Source organism: Pseudomonas sp. NFACC32-1 (genome assembly GCF_900101215.1).
Taxonomy (GTDB): Bacteria; Pseudomonadota; Gammaproteobacteria; order Pseudomonadales; family Pseudomonadaceae; genus Aquipseudomonas.
Window position 1 is genome coordinate 152,927 of the sequence record NZ_FMUL01000005.1, and the last position, 11,853, is coordinate 164,779.

Annotated in this window: 12 protein-coding genes; 8 read left to right on the plus strand and 4 right to left on the minus strand. The window is 60.7% G+C overall.

Annotated elements, in window-relative coordinates; translation table 11 throughout:
- Positions 1-355: 355 nt before the first annotated feature.
- Both brnQ and BLP99_RS10555 read left to right on the plus strand, forming a co-directional pair.
- Positions 356-1,669 (plus strand): branched-chain amino acid transport system II carrier protein, encoded by a 1,314-nt coding sequence (gene brnQ, locus BLP99_RS10550; protein ID WP_092180287.1) that lies wholly within the window; start codon positions 356-358, stop codon positions 1,667-1,669.
- Between the two features lie 281 nt (positions 1,670-1,950).
- On the plus strand, positions 1,951-2,688 hold the full coding sequence (locus BLP99_RS10555) for a DUF599 domain-containing protein (RefSeq protein WP_092180289.1): 738 nt from the start codon (positions 1,951-1,953) through the stop codon (positions 2,686-2,688).
- Between the two features lie 74 nt (positions 2,689-2,762).
- On the opposite strand, the gene BLP99_RS10560 is transcribed toward BLP99_RS10555, so the two are convergent.
- Positions 2,763-3,014 carry a hypothetical protein gene (locus BLP99_RS10560; RefSeq protein WP_072393580.1) on the minus strand — a complete coding sequence of 84 codons (252 nt, stop codon included), beginning with the start codon at positions 3,012-3,014 and terminating at the stop codon, positions 2,763-2,765.
- Between the two features lie 157 nt (positions 3,015-3,171).
- Between BLP99_RS10560 and BLP99_RS10565 the strand changes: the two genes are divergently transcribed.
- The 4 genes from BLP99_RS10565 (at position 3,172) to BLP99_RS10580 (ending at position 6,897) form a co-directional block, all read left to right on the plus strand.
- A complete protein-coding gene (locus tag BLP99_RS10565; RefSeq protein ID WP_072393577.1) occupies positions 3,172-3,648 on the plus strand; it encodes a PaaI family thioesterase in 477 nt (158 codons plus the stop codon).
- Positions 3,645-4,106 (plus strand): PaaI family thioesterase, encoded by a 462-nt coding sequence (locus BLP99_RS10570; protein WP_092180291.1) that lies wholly within the window; start codon positions 3,645-3,647, stop codon positions 4,104-4,106. The genes BLP99_RS10565 and BLP99_RS10570 overlap by 4 nt, the downstream gene beginning before the upstream one ends.
- An 87-nt stretch (positions 4,107-4,193) precedes the next feature.
- Positions 4,194-6,098, plus strand: a complete 1,905-nt coding sequence (htpG, locus tag BLP99_RS10575) for a molecular chaperone HtpG (RefSeq protein WP_072393571.1) — start codon at positions 4,194-4,196, stop codon at positions 6,096-6,098.
- A 70-nt stretch (positions 6,099-6,168) separates the two neighbouring features.
- Complete coding sequence (locus tag BLP99_RS10580; RefSeq protein WP_072459309.1) at positions 6,169-6,897, plus strand: dienelactone hydrolase family protein; 729 nt, start codon at positions 6,169-6,171, stop codon at positions 6,895-6,897.
- A gap of 160 nt (positions 6,898-7,057) precedes the next feature.
- On the opposite strand, the gene BLP99_RS10585 is transcribed toward BLP99_RS10580, so the two are convergent.
- Positions 7,058-7,918, minus strand: a complete 861-nt coding sequence (locus tag BLP99_RS10585; RefSeq protein ID WP_076406468.1) for a pirin family protein — start codon at positions 7,916-7,918, stop codon at positions 7,058-7,060.
- Between the two features lie 161 nt (positions 7,919-8,079).
- Between BLP99_RS10585 and BLP99_RS10590 the strand changes: the two genes are divergently transcribed.
- Positions 8,080-9,033, plus strand: a complete 954-nt coding sequence (locus BLP99_RS10590; RefSeq protein ID WP_092180349.1) for an amidohydrolase family protein — start codon at positions 8,080-8,082, stop codon at positions 9,031-9,033.
- A gap of 223 nt (positions 9,034-9,256) precedes the next feature.
- Positions 9,257-9,721 carry a DUF3859 domain-containing protein gene (locus BLP99_RS10595; protein WP_072431591.1) on the plus strand — a complete coding sequence of 155 codons (465 nt, stop codon included), beginning with the start codon at positions 9,257-9,259 and terminating at the stop codon, positions 9,719-9,721.
- A gap of 197 nt (positions 9,722-9,918) precedes the next feature.
- On the opposite strand, the gene fabB is transcribed toward BLP99_RS10595, so the two are convergent.
- Complete coding sequence (fabB, locus tag BLP99_RS10600) at positions 9,919-11,139, minus strand: beta-ketoacyl-ACP synthase I (RefSeq protein WP_072393556.1); 1,221 nt, start codon at positions 11,137-11,139, stop codon at positions 9,919-9,921.
- Positions 11,140-11,150: 11 nt separating this feature from the next.
- Positions 11,151-11,666 (minus strand): 3-hydroxyacyl-[acyl-carrier-protein] dehydratase FabA, encoded by a 516-nt coding sequence (gene fabA / locus BLP99_RS10605; RefSeq protein WP_072393552.1) that lies wholly within the window; start codon positions 11,664-11,666, stop codon positions 11,151-11,153.
- Positions 11,667-11,853 lie beyond the last annotated feature (187 nt).

The window sequence follows — 11,853 nt, forward strand, 5'->3', positions numbered from 1 at the left end:
CAGCCCCCAAGCAATCGAGCGCGGTTTATCTGGAAGAATGCGGCCACCTTGTTGGGGCCGCTTTGCAGCCCAGCGGGATGAATCCCCTCGCCACAGGTCATCCCCTGTCTATCAGGAGTGTGATGAGGGAAAAATAGATACGTAAACGCGACATTGAAATGTCGTGTATCGGATAGTGCGCCCCGTAACAGTGCGTTTTCTGCACGGATTCGTTAGGCTAGCAGCCATTTTTGCGACCGCTCCCCACAAGGAAGCGACGCGCTAAACGGGTCGGTCCCATACGGATCGACAACATTTCCCTCACCCATAAGGGAAATCCCTCTCTAAATTCCGATTCAGCAGTGTGGTTTCCTTAATGAAAGTGTTGAAAGGCCAGGACATCCTGGCACTTGGTTTCATGACATTTGCCCTGTTCGTCGGGGCCGGCAATATCATTTTCCCGCCAATCGTCGGCTTGCAGTCCGGGCCCCATGTCTGGATGGCGGCGCTGGGCTTCCTGATCACCGCGGTCGGCCTTCCGGTTGTCACCGTCGTTGCGCTGGCCAAGGTGGGCGGGGCGATGGATGCCTTGAGCAGCCCCATCGGCAAGGTCGCCAGCGGGTTGCTGGCCGCGGTCTGCTACCTGGCTGTCGGCCCGCTGTTCGCCACGCCGCGCACCGCCACGGTCTCGTTCGAGGTGGGCCTGGCGCCATTGACCGGCGAAAGCCCGCTGGCCCTGTTGATCTACAGTGCCGTGTACTTCCTCCTGGTGTTCTTCATTTCGCTCTACCCGGGCCGTCTGCTGGATACCGTCGGACGGTTCCTCGCACCGCTGAAGATCATTGCCCTGGCCGTGCTGGGGATCGCCGCGTTCGCCCTGCCTGCCGGCGGTATCGGCGTGGCGACACCGGAATACGTGGCGGCGCCGTTTTCCCAGGGCTTCATCAATGGTTACCTGACCATGGACACGTTGGGCGCATTGGTGTTCGGCATCGTCATCGTCAACGCGATCCGTTCCCGGGGTGTCGAATCGCCAGTCTTGATTACCCGCTACGCCATCATCGCCGGGCTGATTGCCGGGGTGGGCCTGGCGCTGGTCTACGTCAGCCTGTTCCGCCTCGGTTCCGGCAGCCATGAAGTGGCCGCAGGGGCGACTAACGGCGCCGCTGTGCTGCATGCCTACGTGCAACACACCTTCGGCAGCCTGGGCAGCGGCTTCCTCGCGGTGCTGATTTCCCTGGCCTGCCTGGTGACCGCCGTTGGCCTGACCTGCGCCTGTGCCGAATACTTCAGCCGTGTCCTGCCGCTGTCCTACAAGACCCTGGTGGTGATCCTGGCAGCGTTTTCACTACTGGTGTCCAACCTGGGCCTGACCAAGCTGATTGCGTTCTCCATCCCGGTCCTGACCGCGATCTACCCGCCATGCATCGCCCTGGTGGCCCTGAGTTTCTGCAAGGACTTCTGGCATGAGCAGAGTCGCATTGTCGGCCCGGTGATGCTGGTGTCGTTCCTGTTTGGCCTGGTCGATGCGCTCAAGGGCGCCGGTCTGGCGGACTGGATGCCGGCGCAACTGGCCCAATTGCCGTTGAGCGAACAAGGCCTGGCCTGGCTGGTGCCTTCGGTGATGACCCTGGTGGTTGCCGTGGTGTGCGATCGCCTGCTGGGCAAACGCAGCGAAGCTCTGGCTTAAGCAGCTTCAGGCCGATTCACCGGCCACAACCGAAATGCCCCGTATCAATCGATACGGGGCATTTTTTTTGGGTGCAGTGTCTTTTTTCGTGCGCTAACGTCGAAGCAGTGTCTGAAAGGCGTACACAGCACCTGTGGAGCGAGCTTGCTCGCGATAGCGCCAGATCAGCAGCATCAACGTGTCTGATAGATCGCAATCGCGAGCAAGCTCGCTCCCACAGGTCGGCATTTCAAGGCGCGTCTGGCTTTAGACGTCATGTTTTTAGATATACAGGAAATCGAATGTCATTCATCCAAGCCAACCTGTCCCATCTGCTTGCCGCTGTCTGGTTCATCGTCTGCTGGGGCGGCTATACCCGCTATGCCACCTGGAAAGCCCGTGACACGGCTTGTCTGGCGAGCGTGATGCACTTGTATCGCGAGGACTGGATGCGTCGCATGCTGCTGCGCGAGAACCGCATCGCCGACGCCAGCGTGATCGGTAACCTGGAGCGCAACGCCTCGTTTTTCGCCTCCAGCACGCTGATTATCCTGGCGGGTATCCTGACCGTGCTCGGGGCGTCCGATCGGGCGGTGTCGCTGCTGGCCGACCTGCCGCTGGTGCAGCAGGCTTCCCAGGGGCTGGCGGAGGTCAAGCTGTTGTGCCTGGCATTGGTGTTCGTCTATGCATTCTTCACGTTCAGCTGGTGCATGCGCCAATACAATTTCGCGGCGGTGCTGGTGGGCTCTGCGCCGATGATCGGCGAGCGGCATGTGTCGGAGCAGGAGCGCAAGGCCTTTGCGCTCAGGGCGGCCCGGGTCATTTCGATGGCGGCCAACCAGTTCAACTTCGGCCTGCGCTCTTATTACTTCGGCATGACCATGCTGGCCTGGTTCGTCAGCCCCTGGTTGTTCATGTTGATGAGCGCCGGCGTGGTATTTGTGCTGTACCGCCGGGAGTTTCATTCCGACGTGCTGGATGTCATGGTCTACACCCCGACCGAAGCGCCACCCAGCGAAGTGAGCCGGGAAGCGACCTGATTCATTGGTCCCGCCAGAATGCAGACAAAAGAAAACCCGCACCAGGCGGGTTTTCTTTTGTCACTAAAACCGGATCAGTTGGTTTTAGGCGCGGTTGCAGGGGCTTGTTCCTGCGTTGCTGCTTCGTTCGATTCGGCCTGGGCTTTGGCGGCTTCGGCGTTTTCTTTCGCCGCGTCGTTCACTTTATCCTGTGCTTTGTTCATGTCCTGCTGAGCTTGCTCCGAATGTTGGGCGGCATCTTGAGCTTTGTCTTCGGATTTCTTGTCGCAGGCAGCGAGGCCGAGGGAGGCAGCCAACATCAAGGCAATAGTCAAAGTCTTACGCATGGGGTGTTTCTCCTTATGGAAATAACTACTGGCCTTTTGAGCTATACCCCTTGGCTTAAGTTCCTCTTTTGCTACAGATATATAACTTCGTGTCGGCATGGAACTTTATCGGGTTCGTCTATTATCGGACCTGGCCACTAACAAGAGTTTCTAACCAATGGCTGAAAACCCCGTTTTTGAGCGCGCGACCCGGTTTCTATCGGCACTGCGCCATTGCCAGGTGCTGGGCCTGACGCTGAAAAGCGCCAGCGAGGAAGGACTGACACTGGTGCTGCCTTTCAGTCCCCGGATCGTGGGCAACCCCCTCTCGGGCATCATCCATGGTGGCGCGCTGACGTCATTGATGGACACCGCTTGCGGCATGTCGACCCTCTGTGTACTGCCGCAATTCGAGGTCTGTCCGACCCTCGACCTGCGCATCGACTACATGCACGCCGCCCAACCCCACAAGGACGTCTACGGCTTCGCCCAATGCTACCGGGTCACGCCGGACGTGATCTTCACCCGGGGCTTCGCTTATCAGGACGACCCCGATCAACCCATCGCCCATGTGGTGGGCACTTTCATGCGCCTGGGGCAGCATGCCAGGGGTATGGGCAGGCAGGTACCCAAGGCCGGAGCGGACACGCCATGACGGCCATTACCCAGGAACAACTGCGTCAGGCCTGCGAGCAGGGCGACTATGGACTATTGATGGCGTCGATCCCTTACGCACAGTTGATCGGCGCCGAATGCACTCGTCAGGGCAATGACCTGCTGTTTCGCCTGCCGGCGAGCCCGGACAACATTGGCAACCCTTTATTGCCGGCGATCCATGGTGGGGTGATCGCCGGTTTCATGGAACTGTCGGCCGCCGTTCATCTGCTGATTACCACCCGTACGCCAGGTGTGCCGAAGATCATCGACTTTTCCCTGGATTACCTGCGCGCCGGGCAGTTCCGTGACACGTACGCTCGTTGCCAGGTCTGGCGCCAGGGGCGGCGGGTGGCCAACGTGGCCATCACGGCCTGGCAGGACGACGAGGCCGAACCCATCGCCACCGCGCGGGCGCATTTCAAGATCCAGGAGCCGACGAAGCCGACCCACCCTTGAAATCATCGGCGCCGCCCCCACCTTGAGGTCATCCCGCCGCCGATCTCAGCGAGGCGGACACCACCATCCACTTGGAGTTTGATGACAATGAGCGTGGAAACTCAAAAGGAAACCCTGGGCTTCCAGACCGAGGTGAAGCAACTGCTGCACCTGATGATTCACTCGCTGTATTCGAACAAGGAAATCTTCCTTCGCGAGCTGATCTCGAACGCCTCCGACGCTGTCGACAAATTACGTTTCGAAGCCCTGTCCAAGCCAGAATTGCTGGAAGGCGGCGCTGAACTGAAGATTCGTGTGAGCTTCGACAAGGACGCGAAGACCATCACCCTGGAAGACAACGGCATCGGCATGAGCCGCGAAGAGGTGATCACTCACCTGGGCACCATCGCCAAGTCCGGCACCGCCGACTTCATGAAGAACCTTTCGGGTGACCAGAAGAAGGATTCCCACCTGATCGGTCAATTCGGCGTCGGTTTCTATTCCGCGTTCATCGTGGCCGATCATGTCGAAGTCTTCAGCCGCCGTGCCGGCCTCGCCGCGAGCGAAGGCGTGCACTGGTCGTCCAGGGGCGAAGGGGAATTCGAAGTCGCCACCCTCGACAAGGCCGATCGCGGTACCCGTATTGTGCTGCATCTCAAGTCCGGTGAAGACGAGTTCGCCGATGGCTGGCGCCTGCGCAACATCATCAAGAAATACTCCGACCATATCGCACTGCCGATCGAGCTGCCCAAGGAAGTCACCGCCGCCGAAGGCGAAGAGAAGCCTGAGGTGCAGTGGGAAACCGTCAATCGCGCCAGTGCCCTGTGGACTCGTCCGCGCACCGAGGTGAAAGACGAGGAATACCAGGAGTTCTACAAGCACATCGCCCACGACTACGAGAACCCGCTGAGCTGGAGCCACAACAAGGTCGAAGGCAAGCTGGAATACAACTCCCTGCTGTACGTGCCGGCCCGCGCGCCGTTCGACCTGTACCAGCGCGAAGCACCACGCGGCCTGAAGCTGTACGTGCAACGGGTATTCGTGATGGACCAGGCCGAATCGTTCCTGCCCCTGTACCTGCGCTTCATCAAGGGTGTAGTGGACTCCAACGACCTGTCCCTGAACGTCTCCCGGGAAATCCTGCAGAAAGACCCGATCATCGACTCCATGAAGTCGGCGCTGACCAAGCGCGTGCTGGACATGCTGGAGAAGCTGGCGAAGAACGAGCCCGAGCAGTACAAGAGCTTCTGGAAGAACTTCGGCCAGGTGATGAAAGAAGGCCCGGCCGAAGACTTCGCCAACAAGGAAAAGATCGCCGGCCTGCTGCGCTTTGCCTCCACCCAGGGTGACGATGGCGAGCAGGTGGTCGGCCTGGCCGATTACCTGGCCCGCGCCAAGGAAGGCCAGGACAAGATCTACTACCTCACTGGCGAAACCTATGCCCAGGTCAAGAACAGCCCGCACCTGGAGGTTTTCCGCAAGAAAGGCATCGAAGTGCTGCTGCTGACCGACCGCATCGACGAGTGGCTGATGAGTTACCTCAACGAGTTCGACGGCAAGAGCTTCGTCGACGTGGCGCGTGGCGACCTGGACCTCGGCAACCTGGATTCGGAAGAAGACAAGAAAGCCGCCGAAGAAATCGCCAAGAGCAAGGAAGGCCTGGTGGAGCGGATCAAGACGGCCCTGGGCGACGCGGTCAGCGAAGTGCGGGTGTCCCATCGCCTGACCGATTCTCCGGCGATCCTGGCCATCGGTGAGCAGGACCTCGGCCTGCAGATGCGCCAGATCCTCGAGGCCAGCGGCCAGAAGGTTCCGGATTCCAAGCCGATTTTCGAGTTCAACCCTTCTCACCCGCTGGTGGAGAAGCTGGACAACGAGCAGAGCGAAGAGCGCTTTGGCGATCTGTCGCACATCCTGTTCGACCAGGCGGCCCTGGCCGCTGGCGATAGCTTGAAGGACCCGGCGGCTTATGTTCGCCGCCTGAACAAGCTGTTGGTGGAACTGTCAGCTTAATCAAGTGCAGGAAAAACCCGCTTCGGCGGGTTTTTTCATTTCGGGATGTTCGATTGAAGAGGAGTCCGTCATGAGTCAGATCACGGTTCGTTCACTGGTCTATCAGATCGAAGGTCAAGCCTATGAAGGCCGCCTGGCCTTCGACATCAACCAGCAGGGCCCGCGCCCGGGCCTGTTGATGGCACCGAATTGGATGGGAGTGGGGGCGGGGGCCGAGGAGATCGCCAAGTCCGTGGCAGCCAATGGCTATGTGGTGTTGATCGCCGACCTGTACGGACAGACGGTGCGTCCGAGCAATGCCGATGAGGCGGGGGCGGCGATGATGCCGCTCAAGAATGATCGGGCCCTGTTGCGCAAGCGCATGCAGGCAGCGTTCGAGCAATTGCAGAGCCAGGGCGAGGCACCGGTCGATGTGTCGAAACTCGCCACATTCGGCTTCTGTTTCGGCGGTTGCTGTGCCTTGGAACTGGCTCGCACCGGCGCGCCGCTGAAGGCCGCCATCTCCTTCCACGGCACCCTGGACACGCCGGATCCGACGGATGCGCGAAATATCCAGGGCTCGGTGCTGGTGATGCACGGTGCGTCCGACCCGCTGGTGCCCAAGGAACAGCTACCGGCATTCGAGGAGGAAATGAATGCCGCCGGGGTGGATTGGCAATTGCTGAGCTACGGTGGAGCGGTGCATTCGTTCACCGATCCGCAGGCCAATGTCCCCGGCAAGATGATGTACAACGCCAAGGTCGCCAATCGCGCGTTCCGGTCGATGCATAACTTGCTGGACGAGGTGTTCAGGGGCTGAAGCCGGGTTCTGGATTTGAATCTCCTGTTGCCTGGTATAAAGCCGTCGCGAGCAAGCTCGCTCTCACAATGATCCGCTGTGAACGCACATTCCGTGATCACTCAAATCCGATGTGAGAGCGAGCTTGCTCGCGATGGTGGCCCGACAAGCAATCCTGGAATCAGGGCAACTCGATCCGCTCGCTTTCCCCTGGCACGCTCGGCCAGTCTCCGGCCGCCCAGCGCCGGCGGGCTTCGTCGATGCGGGCGGGGTCGCTGGAGACGAAATTCCAGTTCATCCGTCGCGGCCCGTCCAGCGGTGCCCCGCCGAACAGCACGGCATGGCAGTCGCTTTCGGCGCACAAAGTCATTTCTTCGCCCGTCGGCAGGATCACCAGGGTGTGCGGCTCTACCGGCTCGCCCTCCAGCATTGCCTCGCCGCTCAATACGTACAACGCCCGTTCTTCATGCTCCGTGGGAATCAGCAAGGTCGTCGCGGTTTGCAGGTTCAATTCGGCGTATAGCGTAGGAGACAGCACCGGCACCGGTGATTCCAGGCAAAAGCCTGACCCGGCAATCATGCGGATACTGACCCCCAGGTTTTCGCTGACCGGTAGGGTGCGGGCCGGATGATGGCTGTAGTGTCCCGGTCCTTGTTCGTGGGGCTGGGGCGAGGCCAGCCAGACTTGCAGCCCGTGCAGGGCGAAGGCTTCCCCCAGCAGCGCCTCTGGGGTGCGCTCCACATGGGCAATGGCGCTGCCGGCGGTCATCCAGCTCACATCGCCGGCCTCCACCACCTGATCGGAACCGAGGCTGTCCTTGTGCTGGAGCGTGCCCTCGAACAGGTAGGTGAGGGTGGACAGCCCGATGTGGGGGTGCTGACGGATATTCATCCCCTGGCCGGCCGGGTAGGTGGTTTGCAGCATATGGTCGAAAAACACGAAAGGGCCGACGCTGCGGCACTTGGCGCAGGGCAGTGGACGAAGGATCGGCTGGCCTTCGACATCTTCTGCGCGGGGGCGGACGGTCAGGGGCGTGGGCATGGTGTCTTCCTGGTCGGTAACGGATGTGGCGAGCATAACCCGGCACGGGTACTTGAACCCAGGTGGCAAGGCCAGGGTCTATGTTGCTCACGTTCCTGGGAAGTTATCCGTTGACCCGTCTGATCCTTACCTGGTTGCTGGTCGTTTCGAGCAGCGCGACCATGGCTCGCGAATACACCTACAGCGATGCGCACCTGCATTACGTCGACTTCTTCCAGGAAACCGCCGGGATGCCCAAGCTGCTCAAGGCCATGGACGACAATCGCATCGAGCACGTCATGATCTCCGGTATCCCGGTGGCCAAGAAATGGCATGAAGACGAGCCCAAGCGCCCACGTTACTACGCCGGTGACGATGCCGATGCCTATTGGTACAGCGCCACCGATGTGATCGTCGCGGCGGCGGTGAACAAGCTGACGACCGAGCAGCGCCAGCGTTTCCATCCGTTCCTGTCCGGCTTCAACCCCAATGACAAGAACTCCGCCGCCCACATCCAGCGCATGCTCGATCTGTATCCGGGGCTATGGCAGGGCATCGGCGAAGTCTTCACGCGCCACGATGACCTGACGGCGCTGACCTCGGGGGATACGCCGCGGGCCAACAACGAGGCCATGACGCGGATCTATCACCTGGCGGCGGAGAACGACCTGCCGGTGATGCTGCATTCCAACATCACCTCCAAGCGCGAAAGGAACCCGTTGTACCTGGCGGAAATCGAAGAGCCGCTGCGCAATCATCCCCACACCCGATTCATCTGGGCCCACGCCGGTACCAGCATGGAGATCCATCGGCACCAGACCCAGCTGGATTTCCTCTTGCCGACGCTGAGCCGGATGCTCGAAGCCTATCCCAACCTGTACATCGACCTGTCCTGGAGCCTGCTGACGCCCTACCTGCTGGACGAGGCAGGCAAGCCTCGACCGGAGTGGGTCGAGTTGGTGAAGCGCTTCCCCGACCGCTTCATGGTGGGCTCGGATGTGGTCGGACGGTTCAAGAAGCTCGGTCACGAGCTGCACGGCTTCGATCCGTTCCTGGATGCCTTGCCCGAGGAGGTGGCCAGGAAAGTGGCGCGGGATAATTTCCTGGCGGTGCTGCCTCGTTCGGTCCCACGATAAGGAAAGTGCTTTGTGACGAGGGGATTTATCCCCGCTGACTGTGCAACAGGCCCGAAGCTTCGATGGTGATCGGTCCAGCCACCGAGACATCGGGCTTGAGCCCGCTTCGCGAGCCAATGGGATAAATCCTTTCGCCACAGAGGCTGCTCGGTGATGCTGGTTTGTCATCAACCTGTCACTGCCGCGTCATACCCTCGCGCTCATCTCAATCAAGGAGCGCACCATGCAATTCACCTGTTCAAGCGCACTGTTCGCGCTGCTGTTGACCTGTGGCCTGGCTCAGGCGCAGGTCCGTGTCGAAGGTCCGGTGGAGTACGGCGTCTTCGAAGGCCCGCAAGCCGAGCTGCAATCGGGGGAGCGGGTCCTGCGTCGCAGTAACGAGCAAATCCGCCAGACCCAGGAGGTACCTGCGAAGCTGGGCACCAAGTTCGGCATGCGCTACCAGCTGGCGGGCAAGGTCGCCGATGACCAGCCGTTGACCCTGCTGTATTTCACGCCTGGCATCCAGACCCCCGATGGCCTGCGCCACGATAAACTCGAAGTCATCCAGAAACTGGTACCCGGTGCGCCCCAGGACGTCATGGCCTACGAATTCACCGAGAGCCACGAAGTGGTACCGGGTGAGTGGCGGTTCATGGTGTTCCAGGGGGATCGGCTGCTGGCCCAGCAGCGGTTTGTAGTGCGCTGAGTTCCAATTCACCACAGACCCCATGTGGGACCGAGCTTGCTCGCGATTGCGGCAGGCCAGTCAACTTATCGGGTGCATGACACGCTGCAGTCGCGAGCACGCTCGCTTCCACAAAGGGGACTACGGTGTGTTGAGCAGGCGCAAAAAAACGCCCCGAACCGGTCGGGGCGTTTTCGCGTGCGGCGTGACGGCGAGGCTTACTTGCCTTGCCAGCGCTTCAGGACCAGGGTGGCGTTGGTGCCACCGAAGCCGAAGCTGTTGCTCATCACGGTGTCGATGGTGGCGTTTTCGCGAGTCTTGGTCAGGATCGGCAGGTCGGCCACTTCCGGATCCAGCTCGTCGATGTTGGCCGAACCGGCAATGAAGTTGCCTTCCATCATCAGCATGCAGTAGATCGCTTCGTGGACGCCGGCGGCGCCCAGGGAGTGGCCCGACAGGCTCTTGGTGGAGCTGATGGCCGGGGCCTTGTCGCCGAACACTTCACGCACGCCTTTCATTTCCGCGACGTCGCCGACCGGAGTGGAAGTGCCGTGGGTGTTCAGGTAGTCGATCGGCGTGTCGACGGTGGACATTGCCATCTGCATGCAGCGGATAGCACCTTCACCACTCGGGGCCACCATGTCGTAGCCGTCGGAGGTGGCGCCGTAGCCAACGATTTCGGCATAGATCTTCGCGCCACGGGCCAGGGCGTGTTCCAGTTCCTCGACCACCACCATGCCACCGCCACCGGCAATGACGAAACCGTCACGGTCGGCATCGTAGGCGCGAGAGGCTTTTTCGGGGGTGTCGTTGCGCTTGCTGGACAGGGCGCCCATGGCGTCGAACAGGAACGACTGGCTCCAGTGTTCCTCTTCACCGCCGCCGGCGAACACGATGTCCTGCTTGCCCATCTGGATCTGTTCCATGGCGGTACCGATGCAGTGGGCACTGGTGGCGCAGGCGGAGGCGATGGAGTAGTTCAGGCCCTTGATCTTGAAAGGCGTGGCCAGGCAGGCGGAAACGGTGCTGCTCATGGTCCGGGTGACGCGATACGGGCCGACGCGCTTGACGCCTTTTTCCCGCAGGATGTCCAGCGCTTCCATCTGGTTCAGTGTGGAGGCACCACCGGAGCCGGCGATCAGGCCGGTGCGCGGGTTGGAAACCTGCTCTTCGGTGAGTCCGGAATCGGCGATGGCATCTTTCATGGCCAGGTAGGCGTAGGCCGCCGCGTGGCCGACGAAACGGTAGATCTTGCGGTCGATCAGCTCTTCGAGATTGAGGTCAATGGAGCCGGAAACCTGGCTACGCAGACCCATTTCGGCGTATTCCGGGTTGAACCGGATGCCAGGGCGGCTTGCACGCAGGTTAGCGGAGACGGTCTCTTTGTCATTGCCCAGGCAAGAAACGATGCCCAGACCAGTGATAACGACGCGGCGCATGCGGATAACCCTTAGAAGTTGTCAGTGGAGGTGAAAACGCCGACCCGGAGGCCTTCGGCGGTGTAGATCTCGCGTCCGTCGACAGCCACCGAACCATCGGCAATGGCCATGTTCAGCTTGCCCTTGAGGACACGTTTGATATGAATGTTATAGGTAATCTTGCTGGCGGTCGGCAGTACCTGACCGAAGAACTTCACCTCGCCCGAACCCAGGGCGCGACCACGGCCCGGCAGGCCTTGCCAGCCGAGGAAGAAACCGACCAGCTGCCACATGGCATCCAGGCCCAGGCAGCCCGGCATCACCGGATCGCCTTCGAAGTGGCAAGCGAAGAACCACAGGTCCGGCTTGATATCCAGCTCGGCGACCAATTCACCTTTGCCGTACTTGCCACCCTCGTCGCTGATATGGGTGATGCGGTCCACCATCAGCATGTTCGGGGCGGGCAGTTGCGCGTTACCTGGGCCGAACAGCTCACCGCGACTGCAGCGCAGCAGGTCTTCCCGGGTAAAGGCGTTTTGTTTGGTCATGCGAGCTCCTCAATAATCCCATGCGGCAGGGTGGGGCGAATCTTCCCGACCGATCGAAGCGTTCATGCCTCGCATCGGCAGCCTACCCATAGACTATTGCGTTGTAGTGAAAGTCACAGCGCACAGGAAAATGAATGAACAACTGTGCACTGAAATATTAATTCAAGCCCCCAGTCGAGGCTCGTCG